The sequence below is a fragment of the Acinetobacter sp. FDAARGOS_558 genome (assembly GCF_003937785.1).
GTDB classification, from domain to species: domain Bacteria; phylum Pseudomonadota; class Gammaproteobacteria; order Pseudomonadales; family Moraxellaceae; genus Acinetobacter; species Acinetobacter baumannii.
The window spans coordinates 2299596-2326129 of sequence record NZ_RKJH01000001.1; the positions used below are offsets into that span (position 1 = coordinate 2299596).

Annotated in this window: 22 protein-coding genes; 10 read left to right on the top strand and 12 right to left on the bottom strand. The window is 41.3% G+C overall.

Features of this window, described 5'->3' with window-relative positions; translation table 11 throughout:
* Positions 1–80 precede the first annotated feature (80 nt).
* On the top strand, positions 81–455 hold the full coding sequence (locus EGT34_RS11105; RefSeq protein ID WP_000770092.1) for a hypothetical protein: 375 nt from the start codon (positions 81–83) through the stop codon (positions 453–455).
* Here the strand turns inward: EGT34_RS11105 and EGT34_RS11110 are convergent.
* Positions 439–1341 carry a LysR family transcriptional regulator gene (locus EGT34_RS11110; RefSeq protein WP_000843075.1) on the bottom strand — a complete coding sequence of 301 codons (903 nt, stop codon included), beginning with the start codon at positions 1339–1341 and terminating at the stop codon, positions 439–441. The two genes, EGT34_RS11105 and EGT34_RS11110, sit on opposite strands and share 17 nt — an antisense overlap.
* Positions 1342–1461: 120 nt before the next feature.
* Here EGT34_RS11110 and dkgB point away from each other — a divergent pair, with 120 nt between their 5' ends.
* On the top strand, positions 1462–2265 hold the full coding sequence (gene dkgB, locus EGT34_RS11115) for a 2,5-didehydrogluconate reductase DkgB (RefSeq protein WP_001025224.1): 804 nt from the start codon (positions 1462–1464) through the stop codon (positions 2263–2265).
* A 4-nt stretch (positions 2266–2269) separates the two neighbouring features.
* Positions 2270–3460 carry an MFS transporter gene (locus EGT34_RS11120; protein WP_001097146.1) on the top strand — a complete coding sequence of 397 codons (1191 nt, stop codon included), beginning with the start codon at positions 2270–2272 and terminating at the stop codon, positions 3458–3460.
* 39 nt (positions 3461–3499) lie between these two features.
* Here EGT34_RS11120 and EGT34_RS11125 read toward each other — a convergent pair whose 3' ends face one another.
* Both EGT34_RS11125 and dapB read right to left on the bottom strand, forming a co-directional pair.
* A complete protein-coding gene (locus tag EGT34_RS11125; RefSeq protein WP_001036017.1) occupies positions 3500–4153 on the bottom strand; it encodes an START domain-containing protein in 654 nt (217 codons plus the stop codon).
* 51 nt (positions 4154–4204) lie between these two features.
* On the bottom strand, positions 4205–5026 hold the full coding sequence (gene dapB, locus EGT34_RS11130; protein ID WP_001271385.1) for a 4-hydroxy-tetrahydrodipicolinate reductase: 822 nt from the start codon (positions 5024–5026) through the stop codon (positions 4205–4207).
* Between the two features lie 184 nt (positions 5027–5210).
* Between dapB and EGT34_RS11135 the strand changes: the two genes are divergently transcribed.
* Positions 5211–5561, top strand: a complete 351-nt coding sequence (locus EGT34_RS11135; RefSeq protein WP_000555690.1) for a hypothetical protein — start codon at positions 5211–5213, stop codon at positions 5559–5561.
* A gap of 114 nt (positions 5562–5675) precedes the next feature.
* Here the strand turns inward: EGT34_RS11135 and dnaJ are convergent, their stop codons facing one another.
* The 4 genes from dnaJ to EGT34_RS11155 form a co-directional block, all read right to left on the bottom strand.
* Entirely contained in the window at positions 5676–6788 is a 1113-nt protein-coding gene (gene dnaJ / locus EGT34_RS11140) for a molecular chaperone DnaJ (RefSeq protein ID WP_001119029.1), read from the bottom strand.
* 104 nt (positions 6789–6892) lie between these two features.
* A complete protein-coding gene (locus EGT34_RS11145; protein WP_000529425.1) occupies positions 6893–7270 on the bottom strand; it encodes a hypothetical protein in 378 nt (125 codons plus the stop codon).
* A 139-nt stretch (positions 7271–7409) separates the two neighbouring features.
* On the bottom strand, positions 7410–10535 hold the full coding sequence (locus tag EGT34_RS11150; RefSeq protein WP_000671288.1) for an efflux RND transporter permease subunit: 3126 nt from the start codon (positions 10533–10535) through the stop codon (positions 7410–7412).
* Between the two features lie 2 nt (positions 10536–10537).
* Entirely contained in the window at positions 10538–11638 is a 1101-nt protein-coding gene (locus EGT34_RS11155) for an efflux RND transporter periplasmic adaptor subunit (RefSeq protein WP_001050652.1), read from the bottom strand.
* A 149-nt stretch (positions 11639–11787) separates the two neighbouring features.
* Between EGT34_RS11155 and EGT34_RS11160 the strand changes: the two genes are divergently transcribed.
* From EGT34_RS11160 to EGT34_RS11175, 4 genes are all read left to right on the top strand, one after another.
* A complete protein-coding gene (locus EGT34_RS11160) occupies positions 11788–12411 on the top strand; it encodes a TetR/AcrR family transcriptional regulator (RefSeq protein WP_001195327.1) in 624 nt (207 codons plus the stop codon).
* 170 nt (positions 12412–12581) lie between these two features.
* Positions 12582–15266, top strand: a complete 2685-nt coding sequence (ppc, locus tag EGT34_RS11165; RefSeq protein ID WP_000250585.1) for a phosphoenolpyruvate carboxylase — start codon at positions 12582–12584, stop codon at positions 15264–15266.
* Positions 15267–15566: 300 nt separating this feature from the next.
* Entirely contained in the window at positions 15567–16862 is a 1296-nt protein-coding gene (locus EGT34_RS11170; protein ID WP_002057504.1) for a solute carrier family 23 protein, read from the top strand.
* 79 nt (positions 16863–16941) lie between these two features.
* Positions 16942–17832 (top strand): LysR family transcriptional regulator, encoded by an 891-nt coding sequence (locus EGT34_RS11175; protein ID WP_001209840.1) that lies wholly within the window; start codon positions 16942–16944, stop codon positions 17830–17832.
* 8 nt (positions 17833–17840) lie between these two features.
* Here the strand turns inward: EGT34_RS11175 and EGT34_RS11180 are convergent, their stop codons facing one another.
* The 3 genes from EGT34_RS11180 to ilvD form a co-directional block, all read right to left on the bottom strand.
* Positions 17841–18572 (bottom strand): sulfite exporter TauE/SafE family protein, encoded by a 732-nt coding sequence (locus EGT34_RS11180; RefSeq protein ID WP_000143319.1) that lies wholly within the window; start codon positions 18570–18572, stop codon positions 17841–17843.
* Positions 18573–18650: 78 nt separating this feature from the next.
* A complete protein-coding gene (locus tag EGT34_RS11185) occupies positions 18651–19940 on the bottom strand; it encodes a hypothetical protein (RefSeq protein ID WP_000055250.1) in 1290 nt (429 codons plus the stop codon).
* A gap of 313 nt (positions 19941–20253) precedes the next feature.
* A complete protein-coding gene (ilvD, locus tag EGT34_RS11190; protein ID WP_001113593.1) occupies positions 20254–22083 on the bottom strand; it encodes a dihydroxy-acid dehydratase in 1830 nt (609 codons plus the stop codon).
* Between the two features lie 348 nt (positions 22084–22431).
* On the opposite strand from ilvD, the gene fmt reads away from it, so the two are divergent.
* The gene (gene fmt / locus EGT34_RS11195; protein ID WP_000691201.1) at positions 22432–23394 is read left to right on the top strand and encodes a methionyl-tRNA formyltransferase; all 963 of its coding nucleotides are present in this window, start codon (positions 22432–22434) and stop codon (positions 23392–23394) included.
* Positions 23391–24695, top strand: coding sequence for a 16S rRNA (cytosine(967)-C(5))-methyltransferase RsmB (gene rsmB, locus EGT34_RS11200; RefSeq protein WP_000076006.1), 1305 nt, complete (start codon positions 23391–23393; stop codon positions 24693–24695). The genes fmt and rsmB overlap by 4 nt, the downstream gene beginning before the upstream one ends.
* Positions 24696–24737: 42 nt before the next feature.
* Here rsmB and EGT34_RS11205 read toward each other — a convergent pair whose 3' ends face one another.
* Both EGT34_RS11205 and EGT34_RS11210 read right to left on the bottom strand, forming a co-directional pair.
* Positions 24738–24881 carry a methionine/alanine import family NSS transporter small subunit gene (locus EGT34_RS11205; protein ID WP_001097630.1) on the bottom strand — a complete coding sequence of 48 codons (144 nt, stop codon included), beginning with the start codon at positions 24879–24881 and terminating at the stop codon, positions 24738–24740.
* A gap of 12 nt (positions 24882–24893) precedes the next feature.
* Positions 24894–26372: a sodium-dependent transporter gene (locus tag EGT34_RS11210; protein ID WP_000132725.1), complete on the bottom strand. Its 1479-nt coding sequence runs from the start codon at positions 26370–26372 to the stop codon at positions 24894–24896.
* Between the last annotated feature and the right edge of the window lie 162 nt (positions 26373–26534).

The following is a 26534-nucleotide window of genomic DNA, read 5'->3' on the forward strand; positions in this document are numbered from 1 at the left end:
TTTTTTAAAAATTTCTGTATCTGTACTGGTTTATAGAACACCTTTAGGCTATGGAAATCAACTCGGAGAGTAGCAAGCCAATGAAATTAAAAGTTATATTGTTATTTACTATTGTTTTAGCAGGTTGCCAACCACAACCAAAAAATGAACAGCACAGACACACGGTTTGCCAAAGTTTGATTGAAGGTTATTTAAAAATGACCAACCAGCAAGACTACAAAATGGAGCACCGCACTGATGACGAGACCAGTGCGATTTCTCATTATCAATATAAACGAAATAGCTCAAATGAAGTTGTAATGGTGAATTCAGTCTATTCCAAACTATATTTTAGCTGCCGAGAACAGCAAAAAAGCTATTTTCTGTCTCAACATTCGGCAGAAGGACAAACGACACCTATTTTAGAAGTTCATATTCCAACCGATAGTTATACGACCTTTAGAGAGCGTTTTTAAAACCATCTTTTAACTGTTCTGCCAAAAATTCAATGAATAAACGGATTCGTTTTGGTAGATGCTCTTGTTGATAATACACAGCATGGATGCTTTGATATTGATGCTCAATTTTGTCTTCAAATAATGCAATCAATCGCCCTTCTTCCATATCTTTCCAAATTTCAAATTCAGATAGTCGCGCAATGCCGTGTCCTCTAATCGTCAGTTGGCGTACGGTCTCCCCACTCGATGCTTTAATTTTTGATTGGGCAAAAAAATATTCATCGCCAACTTTAATTGGCCAACTATTGATATAAGTAGGTCTAGTAAAGCCAATCAAATCATGCTTTTCAAGTTCTTCAGGTTGTGTTGGCGTTCCCTTAAGAGCTAGATAGTCAGGACTTGCCACAATATATAAACGGCTCTTACATACCAATTTGGCGTGCAGACTAGAGTCATTAAGTTCCCCAAATCGAAATGCGACATCGGTTTTATGCTGAAGTAAGTCAATCACCTGATCATTGCTATTTAATTCGATTTCAATATCGGGGTAACACTCACGGAATTTATGCATTAATGGTGCAATCACGTGCAAAACAAACGGTGTGGCAGAATCAACCCGAATAAGACCGGCAGTACCTTGATCAGACTTTTGTAGTTCTTCTTCGGCCGCATTCAGCTCATTTAAAATTTTACGGGCCTTTATAAGAAATTGTTGCCCTTCTTGAGTCAGTTTCAATTTACGTGTTGTTCGCTCTAGCAAAGTCACATCTAACTTTGCTTCCAAACGGGTTAAAGATCGGCTCACCCCCGAAGGTGTTTGCTTTAAATGTTCTGCTGCTGCCACAAATGAACCTGTATCAACAATTGTGATAAAGGCAACAAGTTCTTCAATTGTTGATTTCATGGTTTATTCTATTATTGACTAAACATCAAAGATATTTTGCTTATTCATCTATTTTTTCGCAACAATAAAAAAAGCAAAATGCACCTCAAGTTAAACAATTATTTAATTTCAGGTGAATACATGAATATCCCACGTTTTGGTCTAGGAACTTTCCGCCTTAAAGAACAAGCTGTGATTGATTCTGTTAAAAATGCGCTAGATGTCGGTTATCGTGCAATTGATACTGCTCAAATCTATGAAAATGAAGCGGCAATTGGTCAAGCGATTGCTGAAAGTGGCGTATCACGTCAGGACTTGTTTTTAACTACAAAAATCTGGGTAGATAATTTTGCTCAAGATAAGTTTATTCCAAGCTTAAAAGAGAGCTTACAAAAGCTTCGTACTGACCATGTCGATTTAACTTTGATTCACTGGCCAGCACCGGATTTAGGCGTTTCAATTCCTGAAATCATGCAGCTTTTACTTGAAGCAAAACAACAAGGCTTAACCAAACAAATTGGTATTTCAAACTTCAATATTGCACTTACCCAACAAGCAATTGACACAATTGGTGTAGAGCATATTGCAACGAACCAGATTGAGCTGAGTCCTTATCTTCAAAACCATAAACTTGTGAATTTCTTACAAGAGAAGAATATTGATGTCACTTCATACATGACGCTTGCATACGGCAAAGTGCTTCAAGATCCTGTTTTAGCTGAAATTGCGGCAGCAAATAAAGCAACGACAGCGCAAATTGCATTGGCATGGGCATTGCAGCGTGGTTTTGCAGTCATTCCATCTTCGACTAAACGTGAAAACCTGATTAGTAATTTAAAAGCACAGGATATCGAGTTAACTGCGGCTGAAATGCAAATGATTGCCGAACTCGACCGTAACAGTCGTGAAGTTAGCCCAGAGCCATGGGCACCAGTTTGGGACTAAACTCATGAACACTCAATCAAATACGGCGTTCTCGTTATTGGCATTGGCAATAGGTGCCTTTGCCATTGGCACCACGGAATTTTCTCCAATGGGGTTACTTCCGAACATCGCTAATGATTTAGGGATTTCAATTCCAACAGCCGGTATGTTAATTACAGGCTATGCACTTGGCGTAATGCTAGGTGCACCGTTTATGACCCTGTGGTTTGGAGGTTTTGCACGACGTAATGCACTGATTTTTTTGATGGCGATCTTTACAGTGGGTAACCTGATTGCAGCGTTTTCACCAAATTATATGAGCTTATTAGGTGCACGTCTCATTACAAGCCTGAACCACGGTGCCTTTTTCGGGATTGGTTCTGTTGTGGCAGCGAGTATTGTACCAGCGCATAAACAGGCTAGTGCAGTGGCAACCATGTTTATGGGCTTAACCATTGCCAATATTGGTGGTGTGCCTTTAGCAACATGGGTTGGGCAAAACATTGGCTGGCGTATGTCTTTCCTTGCGATTTCCGTGCTCGGCATCATTACTATGCTCGCTTTGTGGAAAGCATTACCGCAAGGTATGGTTGCCCAAAAACCAAACGTGAAGGCCGAGTTAAAAGTATTAACGCGTACCCCTGTGGTTCTTGCATTACTCACTACCGTACTCGGTGCAGGTGCAATGTTTACGCTCTACACCTATATTGCGCCAAGTTTGACTGAGTTTACGCATGCTTCACCAACCTTCATTACGTTCATGTTGGTGTTGATTGGTGTCGGCTTCTCGATTGGTAACCATTTAGGTGGCCGTTTTGCAGACTTATCTATCAATAAAACTCTGATTGGTTTCTTGGTACTGTTGATTGTGATGATGGTAACTTTCCCAATCCTTGCTCAAAGCCAGATTGGAGCAGCCATTGCGTTGGTGATATGGGGTGCAGCAACCTTTGCTTTAGTACCGCCATTACAAATGCGTGTCATGTCAGTCGCTCATGAAGCTCCAGGGCTTGCCTCTTCAGTAAATATCGGTGCGTTTAACTTAGGTAATGCAGTAGGCGCTGCTGCAGGTGCATTAGTACTCGATTTAGGTTGGGGTTATAGTGCAGTATCTTTTGCAGGTGCCTTACTGGCGGGATTAGGTTTGTTATTAGTTTTATTCCAAATCAAACGAGAAAGCAGCCCCGCTCAAACCTTACAACAATGTTCAGACTAATAAAAAAGCGCCTGAGATCAGGCGCTTTTTTTAGCTTATTTATTTTAAAATTTCCGGCAACTTAGGTTGCTCATAAATCGGGTTCATTACTTCCCGTTTCATTTTAAGCAGCATCTGATAAGGTTGCTGTTGAACAAACATATTGACGAAGCTTAAAGGAATTGCACCCGCTGGATCAGCATAGCCACTAGTGGTGACTTTGACTTTATTATTGGCAAGTTTCTGGAATGTCCAATCCCCTTCATAGCGTGTTAGGCGCACGACATCGGGTTGTATCGGATAGTTACTATTAACTGCCGTATTTTTAATAGTAATTAGGCCATTGGCTGCTTTACTCATTTTTCCTTTAACCACTACATCGCGGTCTTTTAGCGGAAAAGGAAAATCTAACACCATATATAAAGTAAATTCGCCTTTCTTTTCATCCTGAGAAAGCATTTGAACCTTGCCCATATAAGGCACCCATTGAGCTGCACGATCTACATCTAAAATTACCGCCACAGCGCGTTCAAGGGGTACATCAAACGTTGTTTCCGCTTTATATTGAAAGACTGGGTTATCTGCTTTTTGATAGGTCCACACTTTAATATGATTACGGTCTAGGCTGAGTTTCGCCTTGTCTGTAGAGGCAGCCCCTGTATAGAGGCTGCTTAAGCAAAGAAGAGTGGTCAAAGCAATTTGTTTTTTATTCATGTTCTGCTCTATCTTGTTTTTCTCGCCACATATGGGAAGTGTACAGATGGTTTACACCTGTACGTCGTTCAACCCTAAAACATCTTTCATGTCATATTTACGCGCTTCACGGCCCACAACCCATGCAGCAGCTCGTACTGCACCGGCAGCAAAGTTCATACGGTTAGTGGCTTTGTGAGTCACTTCAACACGCTCACCCTCACCAATAAACATGACCGTATGTTCCCCTACAATATCGCCACCACGGATGGTTTCGAAACCAATGGTTTGACGATCACGTGGACCGGTATGCCCTTCACGACCATAAACAGCAACTTCTTTTAAGTTACGGCCTAAAGTATCCGCAATTGCTTCACCCATCATTAATGCAGTACCAGATGGTGCATCTACTTTATGACGGTGGTGAGCCTCAATCACTTCAATATCTACTGTATCGCCAAATACTTTTGCTGCAAGCTCAAGTAACTTGATTGATACATTTACGCCAACAGAGTAGTTCGCAGCATATACAACAGGTGTATGCGTTGCTGCTTCATCCAATTCAGCCTTTTGCTCATCAGACATCCCTGTGGTGCCAATCACCATAGCCACGCCCGCTTCACGACATAGCTTTAAATGCTGGGCGGTTGCAGCTGGTGCAGTAAAATCAATGATTACATCGCAATCTTTAAGTACATCAGCCAAGTTTCCTGAAACCTTCACACCCACTGAACCAATTCCTGCAAGTTCACCAGCATCTGTGCCGACCAAACTACTTTCTGGACGCTCTACTGCCGCAGCCAATTGATAGCCTGCTTGTTGAACTGCCTGAATAAGTGTACGACCCATACGGCCGCCTGCACCCAAAATACCAATGCGTGGAGCTGCTGACATAATCCTTCCCAATCTTCTGTTTTACGTAATTGGCTTACTATATCAAAACTCTTTGCTCACGATAAAAAGTAAAAAATATTTTTTAAAGGGAACCGGAATTTAATCTGTTTTCACAAAAGTTAAAGAATTGATCTGCACACTACTGAGCCACGAATGAAAAAAAGATGACTATAAGGAGTTCAGCATGCATTCGAAAATTATTGGCCTAATCGCCATTATGGGGATAATAAGTTCAGTGGCATTTGCAGAGCCTGCAATCCAGCCCGGAGAAACATTAGAGAGCTTATCTAAAGCACGTATTACAACAAACGTAAATACTCAAGCAGCAACACCTACAGCTCAAACAAGCGATGCTACTGCTGAGGTTAAAGTTGAAGATATTGATCCAATCATTGAAGAAAAAACTGAAGAAACAGTAAAAGCAGCTATACAACCAGCTCCTCAAGCTACTGTCGAAGCTATAGTGGCTCCAGTTGTATCAAGTGAACTCAACGTAAGTGTTGATGATATTGATGTCGCTCATCCTACAGAATAATTACTAGTCATTTTCTTTAAAGCAAAATAAAAATAATAAGATGAATCAGCGCAATAAAAAGGCGGATATTTTATCAATATCCGCCTTCTTTTTAATTTCTGATCTAATCAATCATTAATCGAATAAGCGATCAAAGAAAGATTTTTTCTTTGGTGAAGACGCACTGTCTTCACCATCGAAAGATGCTTGTAATTCTTTAAGTAATTCACGTTGACGAGAGGTTAGGTTAACCGGTGTTTCTACCACGATACGGCAAAGTAAATCACCCACCATACTGCTACGTACAGGGCGCACACCTTTACCACGTAAACGGAATAATTTACCTGTTTGAGTTCCCTCAGGAATCTTCAAGCTAACTCGGCCTTCCAAAGTCGGAATTTCAATTTCTTTACCAAGTGCAGCATCAGCAATGCTTACTGGTACGTCCATATATAAGTCGGCACCATCACGTTGGAAAATTTCGTGTTCACGAACAACCACTTCAACGTATAAGTCACCAGCTTGACCATCACGAATAGCCTCGCCTTTACCACTTAAACGAACGCGGTCACCATTGTCCACACCCGCTGGAATCGTCACTTCTAATGTTTGCTGACGATCTGCTACACCTGAACCATGACATGCATGGCATGGGTTTTTAATAATTTTGCCTTGGCCACGACATGTGCCACAAGTTTGTTGTACAGAGAAGAAACCTTGCTGCATACGCACTTGTCCTGAACCGTGACAAGTTTTACAAGTTTCTACATCTTTTGGATTTTTAGAGCCTTTACCATCACACACATCACATGGTGCTGGAGCAGTAAAGGTAATTGTTTTTTTAACCCCTTTTACAGCTTCCTCAAGGGTAAGTTCCATTACATAGCGTAAATCTGAACCGCGACGTTGGCGTTGCTGACGTCCGCCGCCACCAAACGCTCCACCAAAGATATCACCGAACTGGCTAAAAATATCTTCTGCACTGAAACCGCCAAAGCCACCACCAGCGCCACCAAAGCCGCCTTCAAACGCATTATGTCCCATACGGTCATACATGCTGCGTTTTTCGCTGTCCGATAAAATCTCATAAGCTTCAGAAGCTTCTTTAAATTTTTCTTCAGCCTCGGCATTGTCAGGGTTTCTGTCAGGATGATATTTCATCGCCAATTTACGATAGGCTTTTTTGATCTCATCATCACTTGCGGTTTTTGAAACGCCTAAAACCTCATAATAATCACGTTTAGCCATGTTTGGCGGTGCTCCTCACGGAAATTTTATCAATACTCTATTGCCGACTAAATGGGGGGCTTTAGCCGAATTTACAAGGGGAAAACTTTCAAAAAACAGATATATTAAAAAACTGCCTTATTTTTTAAATATTTAGACAAGCCTTTTAACCATGCATTTAATAAAAATAACCAAGCAATAGCACTAAAAACTACACCAGCAACTGTTGAAGCCGTTACCCAAAGGTTGCTATCCCATGCAAAAAAGAAGAGAGGAATAAACCAGACCACAGCAAAAACTGACATGAGGAGGAATAGAATACCATTGCGCATAATCCATAGCGCATGAGCATGAATCCAAACTTCCGCATCATCCACAACAGCTACTTTACGAGCGACCAGATAAGCAAAGGCCGCAAAAATAACCGTAAACAATGCAAGAAACATGAACGCATAAGAAATTACAATATAACGGCGATGCTGTTCGATATGGTCTTGCCCCATCTGTATTTCACCTCAATTCACTGCATTATGCCTATTTTTTATGCAGCGAAATAATCCTGTATTTTTTGTGTAAAGACAGGTGCTACTATATTGGACTTTTCAATATTTCGCACCTTTATTCACAAAAAATTTATGTATTTTATGCTGTTTTTTTCACCTTAAACCACGCTGCATACAGTGCAGGTAAGAAAAATAATGTCAGCAAGGTAGCAACAATGAGTCCGCCCATAATCGCAACAGCCATTGGACCGAAGAAAATACTCCGCGAAAGAGGGATCATGGCGAGTACGGCTGCTAATGCCGTGAGAATGATCGGACGGAAGCGGCGTACAGTTGCATCAATAATTGCTTCCCACGTTGGATGCCCTGCCTGTCTGTCTTGTTCAATCTGATCAATCAGAATAAGTGAGTTACGCATAATCATGCCAGATAAGGCGATGGTTCCTAGCATGGCAACAAAACCAAATGGTTTATTAAACAAAAGTAAGAATAAAACAACGCCAATTAAGCCTAATGGTGCAGTCAAAAATACAATTGTTGCCCGAGACAAACTCTTCAGCTGAATCATGAGTAATGTCATGACCACTGCCAAAAAGAGTGGCATACCGGCATTGACCGAACTTTGTCCGCGTGCCGACTCTTCCACTGTTCCCCCCACTTCAATGAGGTAGCCACTTGGCAGCTCAGCGCGTAACTTGTCCATTGATTCAGCTAACTCACCAACAACGGTAGCTGGCTGTAAATTGGTACGAATATCTGCACGAACAGTAATTGTCGGTAACCGATTACGGTGCCAAATCAGACCATCTTCAAATTTGTATTCAATTTTCGCAATCTGGGCTAAAGGTACAGTTGTTCCATTCGCAGTTGGTACTGCAAGGCTCGCCAGTGAAGCTACTTCAACACGCTCAGCTTTATCACCACGTAATCGGATTTCGATCAGCTCACGCTTTTCACGGTATTGCTCAATCGCACTACCTGTAATTGAGGCGTTCAAGAAGTTGGCTAAATCGAGGCTGGACACACCCATTTGTCGAGCACGGTCTTGATCAATTTGAATTGAAATAATCTTGCTTGGCTCACCCCAATCCAAATGCACATTGGTGGTATTCGGGTTTTCACTAATTACCCTAGCAACCTGCTGTGCTTCTTTACGTACCAGATTTAAATCTTCACCTGACACACGATACTGCAATGGATAACCAACAGGTGGGCCATTTTCGAGTAATGACACGCGAGTACGGACTTGTGGGAGCAACTGCTTAATTTGGGTTTCTAAAGAACGGCGAATTTCATCACGATCATCAAGCGATGAAGCCAAAACAACAAACTGCGCAAAGCTGGCTTGCGGTAATTGCTGGTCTAGAGGTAAATAAAAACGTGGTGAACCTGTACCGACATAGGCTACATAATTATCAATGCCTTTTTGTTTAGACAGGAATTGTTCAACCTTTTTCACCGCTTGCTCTGTAGCGGTTAACGATGCGCCTTCTTCGAGTTTTAAATCGACTAAAATTTCAGCGCGGTTTGAAGGCGGGAAAAACTGCTGTGGCACCATCTTAAACATGAGTACAGACAGCACAAAAATCCCCACCGTTGTTGCAATCACGGTTTTACGGTAGGTCACACAAAACTCGACCATTTTCCGAAAACGTAAATAGAAACTCGATTGATAAGGATCGTAATGGTGGTCCTGTGAAATGGCCACAGTTTGCGGTTGCGGTTTTTTAGTTATTCTTGCCCATAAACGGACATACCAAGGTGCTTGATGACCTGTTTTAGTAAAATCAGGTAGTAGTTTTTCACCCAAATAAGGTACAAATAAAACTGCGGCAACCCAAGACACCAATAAAGCAATCGTCACGACCTGAAAGATAGAGCGTGTGTATTCACCTGTACTGGACTGAGCCGTAGCAATAGGTAAAAAGCCTGCGGCGGTAATTAATGTCCCCGTCAACATCGGAAATGCTGTTGTTTTCCATGCAAATCCGGCGGCCTTAATTCGGCTATACCCCTGCTCCATCTTAATGGCCATCATCTCGACCGCAATAATGGCATCATCTACAAGCAAACCCAAAGCTAGAATTAGGGCACCAAGCGAAATCTTGTGCAGACCGACATCAAATAAATTCATGCCAGCAAAAGTCATTGCTAAAACCAAAGGAATGGAAAAAGCGACGACTAAACCCGTCCGGAAACCTAATGAGAAAAAGCTCACTAACAAGACAATAATGACTGCTTCAGCAAGTACTTTGACAAACTCATGGATACTACGTTGTACCGCTACCGGTTGGTCAGATACTTTTTGTAGTTTCATACCTAGAGGTAATGTTTTTTGCAGTTGGGCAAATTCAGTTTCCAGATTTTTACCTAAGGCAATAATATCGCCGCCTTTACGCATAGATACGGCAATACCAATACCATTGTCACCCATAAAACGCATACGCGGCTGAGCAGGTTGGCTAAAACCACGGTAGACATCAGCAACATCACCAAGCTGAATGGTTTTATCGCCTACCAGTAAAGGCATTTTTTTAATGTCATCTACGCTTTGTAGTTGGCCACTTACTCGAATTTGAATACGATCCGTTCCAGTTTCAAAAAAGCCTGCACTTGCCATGCTATTTTGCTTTTGTAGGGCTTCTTGTATGGCAGAAACAGGAATCCCGAGCTGAACGGCTTTAGTATTTGAAATTTCAATCCAGATTTTCTGATCTTGCAGCCCAATTAGCTCAACTTTGCCTACATCTTTGACTCTCTGTAGTTGTAATTGCAAACGATCGGCATATTCTTTCAAAAGCGCATAGTCAAAGTCTTTGCCTGTCAGTACATAAATATTACCGAAGGTATCGCCAAATTCATCATTAAAAAATGGACCTTGCACCCCACTTGGGAGTTCATGGCGAATGTCATTGACCTTCTTCCGAACGTTGTACCAAACATCAGGAATCTGCGCAGAAGTGAGAGAATCTTTAGCAACAAAAGTCACCATCGACTCGCCTGGACGGGAATACGCCATAATCTTGTCATACTGACCTGTGGTCATCAGTTCCTTTTCGATACGGTCCGTAACTAAAGTAGAAACTTCTTTGGCTGTTGCCCCTGGCCAGTAGGTTTGTACGACCATGACTTTAAAGGTAAATGGCGGATCTTCACTTTGTGAGAGTTTTGAATAAGAAATTGCACCAATAATGCCGAGCAAGAGCATGAAATAAAGGACAATACCCTTATTGTTCAGTGCCCATTCAGAGAGATTAAATTTCATGGTTATTTGGCTCCCTGAATTTTCACTGCACGATTTTCACGATCAATCGGGTGAATCTTCTGTTTATCGCGCAGCAAGTGCACACCACCAATCACAACCCAATCATTTGGTGTTAAACCCGATAATACCGGCACGCTATCTCTGCCATAAGCACCAATCGTTACAGGCACTTTACGTAAGGTCTGATTCGCATTCACCACCCATACATAAGGTTGGTTATCTGTTGCAGATACACTCGAAAGTGGCACACTCATGACATTAGTTTGAGTCGAACTAAAAAATACACGTGCACTTTGCCCAAGCTGAATAGCAGACTGACCTTCTTTGAGTGCCACCTTAACTGTGAATGTACGGGACTGGTCAGCAGCTGGAGAAACTTCGCGTACATATCCAGCAAATCGTTCGTTCGGTTTAGACCACAAAGTTATCCATGCCGCTTGGCCAACTTTAATCTCGCTAACCGCTTGTTCCGGTACGCCGATGACCACTTCACGTTCACCATCAATTGCCAGTTGATAAGCCGCTTGCCCTGCTGCAACCACCTGTCCAATTTCAATATTACGCGCTGTAATCACCCCGTTTTTATTAGAAACAAGTTGGTTATAACCAGTCTGGTTGGCAGAAACTTCATAATTAGAACGAGCTTGTTGTAATGCTGCCTGAGCCGCATCATATTGATTTTTTACCGTATCGTATTGCGAACGGCTCACGGCATTTATGGGTAATAATTGTTGAAAACGTTTAAGCTCATCTGAGGCTGTTTTTGCTGCTGCCTGTGCGTTTTCTAATTGAGCTTTGGCAGCATTTAATTGTAGCTGTGCATCCGCCACATCGAGTTTTGCTAATACTTGCCCAACTCTAACCCGGTCACCTACATCCACATAGCGAGCCGTAACTTGTCCACCCACCCGAAATGCCAAGGCAGTTTGTTGTCGAGCCTGTACATCTCCAGCATAGCTTTTTTGTTCGTGAAGTGTGGTTGAAGGCTGGGTCACCATCACATAGGGTATTTCTTCTGTTTTAGGAGCCTCTTTACTACACCCCGTTAATGTGACCATGCAAACAATCATCATACTCATGATGAGAGGTTTTAACAGATTCATATCTTATCGCTCTTATTCAAACTGGTTTTTTAAGGCACAATATATTTGCATCATAGTTTGTTTGTTTTTTAATTAATATACCCGCTGGTACATTAATTAAAGAAAAACTTATAAGTATTTATTTTTATATAGTTTTATTAGAGGGTTTCGTGCAAACAGTTAATCAAAGTGGTCGCCCCAAAGATCTGGAAAAGCGTGCTCGTATCTTACAGGCCGCTAAAGCTATTTTTTTAAAGTCCGGTTATCACGGTACCAGCATGAACCTGATTGCACAGGAAGCAGGCGTTACTAAACTCACGGTTTATAATCACTTTCAAGACAAAGCAAACCTGTTTATCTGTGCCATTACAGAAACTTGTGAAGAGACTCTAGGCACTAAACCATTTGAATTAGATGCATCGGCAGACTTTTATCAAACACTTTATATGGTGTGTTCACGTGCCTTGCAGATTATTTATTCCCCCGAAGCACTTAAACTCGAGCATGTATTATTTGAACTTGCAGCAGAGCAAAGTCCACTCGCCCTACAGTTTTTTAATGCATCCCATACCCGTCTGCAAAATCAGTTAGTTGAGTTTTTTCGAAAAGCTGCTCAATTAGGTTTTATTCAAGCCGATGATCCGCTATATCAAACAGAACTGCTTTTGACCTTATTGCTTGGTGTACGCCATCACAAGGTTCTACTTAGAATTATTCCTGTACCGAATGCTCAAGAGATAGATCGGTTTATTCGGGATGCTATTGATTTATTTCTACTCAGATATCGGCATTAAACCAAAGTCCGATTGCCAAAATTTGCAACGGGTGCATGACGACTTTTAAAGCGTTATAAGCGATTTAAATGTTATTTTTTAAGCAAAAATTCACATTTTCTTACGCTCAAAGCTTGGAATGTTCGTTAATCGCGCTATATTCGAAAAGAATAAGAACAGGAGAAAATAGCATGGTTCAGCAAATCGATGCGCCACTGCGTGAGGATGTCCGCTTACTTGGCAATTTATTAGGTGAAACCCTAAAACAGCATGCAGGACAAGAACTGTTTAATCAGATCGAGCAAATCCGTGCTCTTGCCAAAGGTGCACGTGATGGTCAAGCTGAAGCCGAAAAGCAATTAGAACAATTATTTTTAGAATTGCCCGATGAAGAGCTATTGCCTCTTACCCGCGCTTTTTCTCACTTCCTCAATTTTGCCAATATTGCTGAGCAATATCATGTGGTACGTAGCCGCAGACAGGCAGAGTTCGATCCGGATGCAAACTCCCCGAATCCCCTTGTTCACTTATTTAAAAAGTTTAAAGATAAAAATATTTCGACGGAAAAACTGTTCCAGCAAATTTGTGATCTTAAGATTGAATTGGTACTTACGGCGCATCCAACAGAAGTGAGTCGTCGTACCCTGATTCAAAAATATGACGATATCAATGCTTGTCTATCACAACTTGATCAGCAAAAACTTACTCCGCGTGAACGTCAAAATGCTCTTGCCAACTTAAAACAACAAATTAGTTCGGCTTGGCAAACAGATGAAATCAGGCAGCACCGCCCGACCCCGGTAGATGAAGCAAAATGGGGCTTTGCCACAATTGAGCAAACGCTTTGGAATGCTGTTCCTAAATTTATCCGTGAGCTAAATGAACTGGTTCAAGACAATTGCCAACAAAACTTACCACTTCATATTGCTCCGGTACGTTTTGCATCTTGGATGGGGGGAGACCGTGATGGTAACCCGAACGTTACTCATCAAATTACCCAAGAAGTATTGTGGTTATCACGCTGGCAAGCTGCCGACCTCTATCTAAGAGATATCGAAAACTTACGTTGGGAACTATCAATTCAGTCTTGTTCCGAAGAAATGGTTCAAGCCATTGGTAGCCCTCATCCAGAGCCTTATCGTGAGTATTTACGTGCAACACGAGAGCGTTTAAAAGCAACTCGTCATTGGTTAGCTCAGCGCCTACAAGGCTTAGAAGCAGATGACAGCAATGTCATTAAAAGCAAAGATGAACTGTTACAACCATTATTACTGTGCTATCGCTCTCTAATTGATAGTAATCTGCCTGAAATCGCGAATGGTCAACTACTCGACTTTATCTATCGTGTGAACTGTTTTGGTATTGAACTGCTTAAGCTCGATATTCGCCAAGAATCAGGCCGTCATCGCCAAGCCATTTCAGCAATTACCGAATACTTAGGTCTGGGTAATTTTGAGTCATGGACTGAACAAGCGCGCCAAAACTTCCTTATTCAGGAACTCCAAAGCAAACGCCCGCTACTACCGAAGTATATTAATGAGCCAGAAGGTAGTTTGATTGGTCACCCAGATGTACAAGAAGTATTTGCAACCATGCGTACTTTGGCAGACCAACCACCTGAGTCTTTAGGGGCTTATATTATTTCTATGGCTGAATATCCAAGTGATGTTTTAGCTGTATTGTTATTGCAAAAAGAAGCCGGTATTCAGCATCCTTTACGTGTAGTGCCTTTATTTGAGACTTTAAAAGACTTAGACGGCGCAGCAACTACCATGAATACGTTGTTCAATATGCATTGGTATAAGCAGCATATTCAGGGTAAACACGAAGTTATGATCGGCTACTCGGATTCAGCAAAAGATGCCGGTTTCATGTCTGCTAACTGGGCCCAATACCGTGCTCAAGAAGAGCTGACTGCAATTGCTCGTAAACACGGCGTACAGTTGACTCTGTTCCACGGTCGTGGCGGCTCAATTAGCCGTGGTGGTGCTCCAACGCAACAAGCACTCTTTTCGCAACCACCGGGCTCAATCTCTGGTGCAATTCGTGTGACAGAACAAGGTGAAATGATCCGCTTCAAATTCGGTCTAGAAGGTATTGCCATGCAAAACCTTGAAATCTATACCGCAGCAACGCTTGAAGCGACATTATTACCACCACCAGAGCCTAAGGCTGAGTGGCGTGAACTTATGAACCGTATGACAGATCATTCTGTGAAGGTTTATCGTCAAACAGTGCGTGAAAACCCGCATTTTGTGAAATATTTACGGACTGTCACTCCTGAGCTTGAATTACAAATGTTGCCGCTGGGTTCACGCCCGGCAAAACGTAAAGTAAGTGGCGGTATCGAATCTTTACGTGCCATTCCCTGGGTATTTGCTTGGACACAAATCCGTTTGATGTTACCTGCATGGTTAGGTACAGGTGCGGCGATTAATGAAGTGATTGCCGATCAGCAAAAAGCAACGCTTGATGAAATGCTTCAGCAATGGCCTTATTTCCAGACACTCATTGATATGCTGGAAATGGTATTGTCTAAAGCCGATGCCAATATTGCACTCTACTACGAGTCTCATTTGACTGAAGATGAAGACTTAAAAGTGCTTGGCAATCAGTTACGCCAACGTCTAAAAGATGCTGTGGAAACCTTACTTACGTTAAAAGATGAATCAAAACTATTAAGCGACAATGAAGTTTTGGATCAGTCTATGCAAGTTCGTAAACCTTATTTACTGCCTTTGCATCTTTTACAAGCTGAACTCATGAAACGCCGCCGTGATTATCTTGCTGAACGTCAGGCAGAGCATACCCCTGTTGACCATGCACTTATGGTAAGTATTGCCGGAATTGCTGCTGGTTTACGTAATACAGGCTAAGCTCATTTTACTAACTACTTTCTTAAAGCAGTGCATCTTGGATGTGCTGCTTTTTACTTGCAAAATTCCTTGTTTTTCTCAAATTTTCCCCGATTTTTCATTTTTTAGAATATTTTTTTAAAAATCATAAAATTAATTTTTATCAGAAAAAAACACCTAATTCCTTATATTTAGAATTTATAAAATTATACCGATCGTTAAAAAATAATTACTTTTCACTTTCATATTCAATACAAGAGATTAAATGCTTTTACAAGAAAGAGTATCATTGCACCAATTAAAGAATAATGAGCTTATTTTATGTCCAACTGGTTTCCCAAATGGCAGCCTTACCAAGGTGATGTTGACCATCGACCGGTCTCTACCAATGAATATCTCCCTCCAGTTCAAAGTGCTATTTTAGGTGTCCAGCATGCATTTGCCATGTTTGGAGCAACTGTTTTAGCACCTTTACTCATGGGCTTTAACCCTAACCTTGCTATTCTAATGTCAGGTATCTGTACCATCCTGTTCTTCTTAATTACAGGTGGTCGTGTTCCTAGTTATTTAGGATCGAGTTTTGCCTTTATTGGGGTTGTTGCAGCAGCCACGGGGCATATCACAGGTTCAGGGGCCAATCCAAATCTTTCTATTGCGTTGGGCGGGATCGTAGCGTGCGGTATCTTTTATGCACTCATCGGTTTTATTGTCATGCTCACGGGTACACGCTGGATTGAAAAACTTATGCCGCCTGTGGTGACTGGCGCAATTGTGATGATTATTGGTCTCAACCTTGCCCCTGTTACCATTAAAGGCGTTGCAGGGCAGCCATTTGAAATGTGGATGGCCTTAATTACTGTACTTTGTATGGGCAGTATTGCAGTTTTTACACGAGGCTTATTGCAGCGGCTACTTCTATTGGTAGGTTTGATCTTGGCTTATGTAATCTATGCGATTGCGACAAACGGTCTAGGTTTAGGTAAACCGATCGATTTTAGCCAGATCTCACAAGCTTCGTGGTTCGGTATTCCAAGCTTTTCACATCCTACTTTTGATACCAAGGCTATTTTAATTATTGCACCGGTTGCACTGATTTTAGTAGCAGAAAACTTAGGTCATATCAAAGCAGTAGGTGCAATGACTGGAGAAAACCTAACTCCACAATTAGGCAAAGCCTTTGTCGCTGATGGTTTAGCTACGACACTTTCTGGTAGTGTTGGCGCGCCAGGGATGACGACTTATGGTGAAAACATTGGTGTGATGGCAGTCACTCGTGTGTACTCAACCATTGTATTTGTGATTGCAGGCATCTTTGCTATTTTCTTAGGTCTATCACCAAAATTTGGCGCTGTCATTAGTACCATTCCAAGCGCAGTTTTAACAGGTGCATCTATTGTGGTATTTGGCTTAATTACCATTGCCGGTGCAAAAATCTGGATTGAAAACAAAGTCGATTTTTCTAACAATAAAAATCTGATTGTGGCTTCAGTAACCATTATTTTGGGTGCTGGAAACTTTGAATTATTGTTCGGTAATTTCAATTTAGGTGGTATTGGTACAGCAACGTTTGCAGCCATTATTTTAAACTGGCTGTTTAGTTTAAAAGATAAAACCTAAATTCTAAAAGGCAGCGCAAGCTGCCTTTTTTCATTCCGATTTAGTATGATGAATTTTTGCATTTCAATACGTTCCTATCATGCGTTTTGATTTTTTTGATTTACAGCTGGTTCTTCATATTGTCTCGACTGGTAGCCTCACCAAAGGCGCTGACCGTTCTGCGATTTCACTTCAAGCAGCGAGTGAACGTATAAAAAAACTTGAACAGTATTTTGAGACCCCCTTATTTATTCGCCAAACCACAGGTGTAGAACTCACTACAGCTGGACATGCATTTGTAGAACATGCTCGTCAGCTTTTAGCTCAAAAAGATCAACTCGAACACGAAATGCAGCGGTTCAGACAGCCGACAACAGAAGCATTAACACTTTGGTGTAACTCATCTGCTCAAAGTGAATATCTACCTACGTTATTACCTCAATATCTAGTGCTTCATCCAGAAATGAATATCGATTTGCATGAAGCAGAAAGTTCAGAAATTGTAGATGCATTAACCCAAGGGATTGCAAGTCTTGGCCTAGTCTCGAGTTTTTTCAATACCCGACATTTGCAAACTAAAGAGTTTGCAAGCGACCCATTAGTACTTATTTGCCCTGTGACACATGAGTTAGCCCACTACAAAGAGCTAAATTTAGTAGATGCTTTAAGCTATGGTTTTATTGGACTCAAATCACATCACTCTTTACAACAGTCCATTGAAACCCAAGCCAAATTATTAGGTTTTAACATACAGTATCGGTTGCGCTTACCTAACTTTGGCGCAATTGCAGAGGTAGTCGCCAAAGGTGTGGGAATTGCGATTATGCCTGCCCGTGCTGCACAGCGCCTACAATCGGACTATGATTTCCATTCAATTCAACTGCTAGGCGCATGGGCAAACCGTAAACTACTTTTGGCCACACAAAGTTTCAATCAGTTGCCCAGTAGTTACCAACAGTTTGCAGACTTTTTATTGCAGCATCGTCCTTAAAAATTGACTTAATGCAAAATCATATAAAGTCCTAATGACATCAAGCCTATAAAAAAGATACGGCGAAAAATCTGCTCATTCAGTCGATAGCGGATTTTTTTACCGATCCACATTCCAATGAGCGCAGCCAACAACGCAGCGAAAGATAAATGATAGTCCAGTGATATCCCTGACATCGGGTTATGGTGTAAAAACACAGCAAGGCAAATGGTAGAGACCGTAAACGTTAATCCTAAAGCCTGTACCAACTCATCACGTTTTAAATGCAAAGACTGCAAATACGGTACGATAGGAATAATAATGACGCCTGTTGCTACAGTCACTGCCCCGCCGATATATCCAATAATGGGTGATAACCAACGCTCATGCTTTCCTAAATGCGGAAGTTTCTTTACGCATAGACCATAAAGCCCATATAAGGCCAACATGCAGCCTAATAAAATTTCACTACTTTGACCATGACTTTGACTTAAGGTAGGTAGAAAACTCCATATTGAGCCCACCACAATACCTGCGAGCAACGTCCAGAAACGGCGAATAAAAGCCCAGACATGTCCTTCAGCAAAAAGCTGCCAGACGTTGGTGACCATTGAAGGAACAATTAAAAGAGATGCAGCCTGAAAAGGACTCATTGCGATGGTGAGTAAGCCCATTGATACCGCAGGCAAGCCTAAGCCGATCATGCCTTTAATCATGCCCGCAAAGGCAAACACCATCATAATAATTGCTAGAAATGTCACTGTTTATCTCCGATTCCCTACAAGGTTATGCTACGGAAAAAACAGGCTTTGCCCTATTCTTGTTTTTAGGAGTAGGCCTCAATTAGAAGTTGAGGCCGTTTTATATTTTTCTTCTAAAACATTGCTAAAAATACTTTCAATCATCCAAACCCGATACAGGCTATTAAATACATAGCTTTGCCCATCGATACGCAACTCTAAAACCGGCAAATCAGGTTGATGCTTGTCTTGGCAAAGTGCATCATTTTGCGCTAAAACCGACTGTATATCCTGTTCAGTTAACTGCTCAATACCCAGTTGCTGCTGTAACTGTTGGAAATGCTTCTGGAAAGATAGATCTTTTCCTTTCGTCCAAACAGCCTGCAAAATAGTGAAAATTGTATCAAGTTGCTGATTTTCCGGCACACTATAGAAAAGCTTTGCCATCCCAAGCGTACTTTCTTCTGTAGGTCGGCAAAAAGGTGTAAAAGCAACCTCGGTACGTTTAGACACACGTGTTGCCAAACTCCAGTCAAACCAGTCTCGGCCCCGATAACTCAAAGGATAAACTTTTAGCTGAATATCATAATAGTCTGCGAGCTCTTCTTTAATATAGGCAAGCAATAACCAGCTCATCGGGTCTTCTAAAGCGATAAATACATCAAGTTCAGGATGCAAAGCCTGAATTTCATTTAACGCCTCAGCATCATTAATCAAATGTTCACGCCATTCGATATGATTAATTAAAAATATCGGATTACCTGTCAGTAACTTTTGTTGTTTTAAACGACGGGTTAAACGTAATAAATCATCTACTGCATGATATTTACGCCCACCAAACTCAAAGTATGCCGCTCGAACAGGTTCATCCGTAAAAATACGTTCTGGAAAATGCTGAGGAACCTGATGCTTGACTGCCATGGCATGTAGAGTACGCAATTTTCCATATTGCTGTTGCCAAAGCATGTGAAAGATATCTTCAAGTAAATGTAAGAAGTTCTGACCTTGTAATGGGGTTCTTTTTAATATGACAGCGGCTTGTTTTAAAGATTCTGGACTTGGGATTTCTGGAAACTCATCAAAAGCAAACCGGTGCTGATTTGCTAAAATTTTGGCATCATTTAAACAATAATGCTGCCACTCCTCATGCGTCATGCTATTTGGAGGTTCAGAAGCCGTATGGGAAATAATAATTTTTAAAGGTTTAAGTTCATCACTTAAAATTTCATCTAGCTGAGACAATTGCTGAACAGCCAGATAGCTATACACATCATCAAGTCGTAAATAAATACTTAAACCATTTTCCGTGGGTAACACCGCTTGACGAGAAGGCTTTTGGTAAAACCAGCTCGATCGGATAGGGTCAAACCAACGGCGTAGCAGTGACATGAGTAGTGCCTCTAAAAATAAATCCTAAGCGAGATCAAAAGTTATTTTGATCATAGTGCAAGGTGAAACAGTAGTCGAGATGGAAAAATGACTACCTGAGTTCGCGCAGAAAATATGTCATGTTATTTCGCGAGTTTCTGCGTAGGTGAAGATTTTATCACCATTTTATGGCAAACCCATAGAATGATCTGAAACCACCTTTTTCTACAAGCGGATTTTTTTTACCAGACATAAAAAATGCACCCTTAACATGATAACAATTCATCGTGTTAATGGGTGCATGTTTCCTACTCAATTATTAAAATTGAATATTTTATAGAACGCGTACAGCTCCTTTTGCTGCACTTGTGGTATGCATTGCATAAACTTTTAACGCTTTTGATACCTTACGTTTACGTTCTTCCTTCGGATGCCAACCTTTCGCTTCTTGAACTGTACGACGGTGCGCCAAAGTCGCATCATCAATATTCAAGTGAATGGTACGGTTTGGAATATCAATTTCGATGGTATCGCCATCTTCAACCAAACCAATCGCACCGCCTTCAGCAGCTTCTGGCGAAACGTGACCAATTGAAAGACCTGATGAACCACCAGAGAAACGGCCATCTGTAACTAACGCACAGTCTTTTCCTAAACCTTTCGATTTAAGATAGCTGGTTGGGTAAAGCATTTCTTGCATGCCCGGACCACCACGTGGACCTTCGTAGCGAATAACAACCACATCACCAGCTTTAATTTCATTGCCTAAAATTGCTTCTACCGCTGCATCTTGGCTCTCAAAAACGCGTGCTGAACCTGTGAATTTTAAAATAGATTCGTCAACGCCCGCAGTTTTTACAATACATCCATCAAGTGCAATGTTGCCGTAAAGAACAGCTAAACCACCATCTTTAGAGAATGCATGTTCTGCATTACGAATCACACCCTTTTCACGGTCGCCATCTAAAGTTGAGTAGTAACGGTTTTGTGAGAATGCAACTTGAGTTGGAACGCCACCCGGAGACGAGCGATAGAACTCATATACATCTGGATCTTCAGTACGGATAATATCCCACTTATCTAACGCATCTTTTAATGTTTTCTCATGTACAGTTGGTACAGATACATCAAGTAGATTCGCACGATCAAGCTCGCCTAAAATGGCCATGATACCGCCTGCACGATGTACATCTTCCATATGTACGTCTTGTTTTGCTGGTGCTACTTTTGAAAGCACTGGTACTCGACGTGACAACTCATCAATATCGTCCATCGTAAAATCAACTTCAGCTTCATTTGCCGCAGCTAACAAGTGAAGAACTGTATTGGTTGAACCACCCATGGCAATATCAAGTGTCATCGCATTTTTAAAAGCAGCTTTAGTGGCAATTGAACGAGGCAAAATACTTGCATCATTTTGCTCATAGTAGCGTTTGGCCAATTCAACAATAAGCTGACCTGCTTTTAAGAATAATTTTTTACGGTTTGCATGCGTTGCAACGATAGAACCATTGCCCGGTAACGATAAACCTAGCGCTTCTGTTAAACAGTTCATTGAGTTCGCAGTGAACATACCTGAACACGAACCACAAGTTGGACATGCTGAACGTTCAAATTCTGCAACTTCTTCGTCTGTGTAGCTGTCATCAGCTGCAACAACCATAGCATCTACAAGGTCAATTGCTTTTTCATCACCGCGGAATTTAACCTTACCTGCTTCCATTGGTCCGCCAGACACAAACACCACAGGAATATTTAGACGCATCGCAGCCATCAACATTCCCGGAGTAATTTTGTCACAGTTCGAAATACACACCATCGCATCGGCGCAATGTGCATTCACCATATATTCAACTGAGTCCGCAATTAAATCACGTGATGGTAATGAATAAAGCATGCCGTCATGCCCCATTGCGATACCGTCATCCACCGCGATTGTATTGAACTCTTTAGCAACACCACCTGCTGCCTGAATTTCTGCCGCGACAAGCTGTCCTAAATCTTTCAGATGGACGTGGCCCGGAACAAATTGGGTAAATGAATTGACCACTGCAATAATCGGTTTGCCGAAATCTTCATCTTTCATTCCTGTTGCACGCCATAAGCCACGTGCGCCAGCCATATTTCTTCCGTGTGTCGATGTTTTTGAACGATAGTCAGGCATTTGTGTTTCCAACAAGTTGTGCTTGAGTGAAATGACTTCCACTCTGGCTGAATGATACTGATATAGCGTTAGATCAGTCGGAATATTGACTCATCATCATAATTTGATCATTCTCCATTCTATAGAAGCAAATAATATTGGGAAAGCCAAGAACGATAATACTCAGTCAATATTTAGCAAAACTTACATGAATAATTTTTTATTTTTTTATAACCTTTTTTTATCAATAAAAATTTTTGAATAATTTTTTGTTCACTATTTATGGCTTTAGCTCTCCTTTGTACCTCGATTTAGGGCTTCAATCGTTTTTCACGTATACTAGCGTTAAACTTTTTTTGGATTGCATTTGTGAAAATTATTTTTGCTGGCACCCCCGAATTTGCTGCAACAGCATTGGCGGCTCTACTAAAAACTTCCCATGAAATTATCGCGGTTTATACTCAACCAGACCGTAAAGCAGGTCGTGGACAAAAACTAACACCGTCTCCTGTAAAACAGCTTGCGCTGGAACATAATATTCCTGTTTATCAACCGCTTCACTTCAAAGCTTCAACTGAAGAAGGCTTGGCAGCTCAACAAGAACTTGCTGCTTTAGGCGCTGATGTCATGGTAGTTGCAGCATATGGCTTAATTCTTCCACAAGCTGTGCTCGATACACCTAAATATGGCTGTTTAAATATTCATGGCTCATTATTACCACGCTGGCGCGGTGCAGCACCGATTCAGCGTGCAATTGCAACAGGTGACGACGAAACTGGTATCACCATCATGCAAATGGCGGCGGGTTTAGATACAGGCGATATGATGTATAAAACCTATTGTCCAATCACTTCCGAAGATACATCAGCGACGTTGCATGACAAACTTGCAGCTCAAGGTGCAACAGCAATTTGTGCGGTACTTGAGTCAGAAGAAACTCTACAAAAATATTTAGCAGAACGCGAAGTTCAAGACGAAAGCTTAACAGTCTATGCGCATAAACTCGTGAAATCAGAAGCTCGTATTGATTGGTCTATGAATGCAGTTCAAGTTGACCGCAATATCCGTGCATTCAACCCATGGCCTGTTGCCTTTATTCAACTTGATGAAAATAATGCGCTGCGTGTTTGGTATTCAACAATTTCTAATCAAAATAAAGCAGATGCTAAAGCTGGTGAAATTATTGCAATCGATAAACAGGGCGTACATGTTGCTTGCGGTGAAAATACATTTATTTGTTTAACGAGTGTGCAGTGGCCGGGTGGTAAAGCATTAAATGCTCAACAAATTGCACAAACTCAAAAACTTCACGTAGGACAGATTCTGCCATGAGTCAGGCTACTTCAAATTCATCACGTTTTAACCTGCGCGCTCAAGTCGTCCAGACCTTGCTAAAAGTTCAGCAAGGTCAATCGCTCGCTAGTATTTTAAATACACAGCTGAATCAAGTAGCAGAGCGTGATCGTGCACTATTTCATGAACTTGTTTTAGGTACATTGCGCCAATGGTTCGCACTTAAGTCAATTAGCCTGCCTTTACTCAGCAAACCTTTAAACAATGAGACAGTAGAAACCTGCCTATACGTTGGCCTTTATCAAGTTTTATGCACGCGTATTGCAGCGCACGCTGCCATCTCGGAAACAGTCGATGCGACTAAACAACTTGGTTTCCCTGCACTCAGTGGTATTGTTAATGCAATTTTGCGTCGAGCAACTCGTGAAACTGATGACTTTCAGCAAGGTTTACAGCAAGCACATGGCTTACCAAGTTGGCTTTTTAAACGGTTAAAAAAGGATTGGGAAGAACAAACAGAAGCTCTCTGCCAATCGTTAAAGCAAGCCGCACCTTTAACTTTACGGGTGAACCAGCGTCATATTGGTCGAGATGCTTATTTAGCAAAACTACAAAGTTTAGACATTCAGGCACGTGTGTGTTTGTTTTCCGAAGCTGGTATTGTCCTTGAGCAATCTGTACAAATCACTCAGTTACCGGGTTTTGAACAAGGCTGGTTCTCTGTACAAGATGAACATGCACAGCTATGTGCCACCTTGTTGCCTGATTTAAACAATAAAACGGTTATTGATGCTTGTGCTGCCCCAGGGGGTAAAACGGCTCATTTGCTTGAAAAGTTTAAACCAGCACAGCTCATCGCCATTGATCAGGACCCAAGCCGTTTAGTCCGCGTGACTGAAAACTTAAATCGCTTAGCACTCGATCAAAGCCACACGGAAATTTTGGCAGCCGATGCAACCAAGTGGAATCCTGTTCAACCTGTAGATTGTATCGTACTTGATGCTCCTTGTTCTGCGACAGGTGTGATTCGACGTCATCCTGACATACGCCTATTGCGCCAATCTAGTGATATAGCCCAAACCATTGAGCTACAAAAGCAGATCTTAGAGCACATGTGGCAGCAACTCAAAGTTGGCGGTACATTGCTTTATATCACCTGCTCAATTTTAAAATCTGAAAACGAACAGCAGATGATTAACTTCTTCACAGAACATGCTGATGCAAAAGAAGTGAAAATCGAGGCAGATTGGGGAATTGAACAAGTTCATGGCAGACAACTGTTGCCAGAAGCACAATCTGGTGATGGATTTTATTATTGTAAAATTCAAAAAATTGCATAAAAAAAGCAGGCGTTATGCCTGCTTTTTGACTAGATCAGAATATCAAAGTGTATGCTGATCTTTTACTTCTTCTAAAACTTCATCTAACTCTTCAGGATGCTTTGTTAAATGTAAGATGGATAATGCTAATCCACCCCATACAAATACCATCGAAATTATTAACATCACGATTGCCGAAGTATTCATTATTTTATCCTCCTAGCGATCTTTCATTTTACTTAACACGATAGCAACGACTGCACAGAAAATCACACTGCCCCAGCCGAAGACACCTTGTAAGCTCATACTATAAGTATCATAGCCATTTTTGATCAAATTAAAAACAGTCATACAGAGTGTTGTTAATAAGATTAAAGAGGTAATGACTGTTAAAGTGAAGTCCCAGCCTTTACCCAATTGAATGGTTGAGATACGGTTTACATGGTCGCGAAGCTCTTTAAGTGCTGAACGTTTAAACCAAGCTACGCTAATAATTGATAATAAAGCCCCACCAATAATCCCAATGTTATTAATAAAGTGATCAACAATATCAACGAGCTTAATTGCGTTTACACTTGAGAATAAAATAATTGAAACCAGTGCACTACCACCACCAATAATCGTTACCGCTTTCTTACGTCCCCACTTTAACTTATCTTGCATTGCTGCAATAGGCACTTCCAAAATACTGACCATTGAAGAAATACCAGCAACAAATAATGAAGAGAAGAACAAAAGACCGAATAGATCAGCACCAGAACCTAAACTTGAAATAATTTTAGGGAAAGCAATAAATGCGAGTCCGATACCGCCACTCACAACATCCTTAACTTCAGTACCTGCGGCATGTGCCATAAAGCCAAGCGCTGCGAAGATACCAATACCCGCTAAAATCTCTGTTGATGCATTTGCAAAACCAACGATTAAACCAGAACCAGTTAAATTCGTTTTTGGTTTTAAGTAGGATGCATAGGTCACCATGATCCCGAAACCAACTGAGAGTGAAAAGAAAGTATGGCCATAGGCAGCTAACCAAACTTTATAATCCATCATTGCAGACCAGTTCGGTGTAAAGAATGCATTTAAACCTTGTACCGCACCTGGTAAACGTAACGATTGAATAACTAAAATAGTGAAGAGAATGAATAATAAAGGCATGAAAATCTTATTTGATAATTCCACACCTTTTTTCACACCACCATAAAGAATGATGAGAGTAAGTGCCCAAATCCCAACAATCGGCCAGAATAAATGACCTACAAACTGTAAATCAAAGCCGGTTGCTTTTGTGGTCTGTAAATAGGTATTAAAGAAGAAACCTTCCGGATCACTTCCCCACATTTGGCCAATAGAGAAGTAAACATAGCTACCAGCCCATGTAAGTACACTTGCATAGTACAAACCAATGATGATACAGACACAAACCTGCCACCACCCTAATGTTTCACCACCTTTAAATAAGGCACGATATGCCTTAGGAGGTGAACCAGTACTACGATGGCCTACCGCATAATCTAAAAATAATAACGGTAAACCAGCAGTAATGAGTGCTAATAGATAGGGAATAAGAAACGCACCACCGCCATTTTCATACGCAACGTACGGAAAGCGCCAAATATTACCTAAGCCTACAGCCGAACCAACGGCTGCAATAATAAAACCAGATCGTGACGTCCAGTTTTCACGAGTATCTGTCATAGAACACCTAATGTTAAAAGATTACTTATTTTTACTGCTATTGTTGATTGTTATTCCGCATGCAAAAAAAGAACCAAAAAATACTTTTGTGTTTGTAGAAAATAAAATGCACCTTTTGAGTATTTTTATTCCCTTAACAAACAAGCAAAAATAGAAAATTCT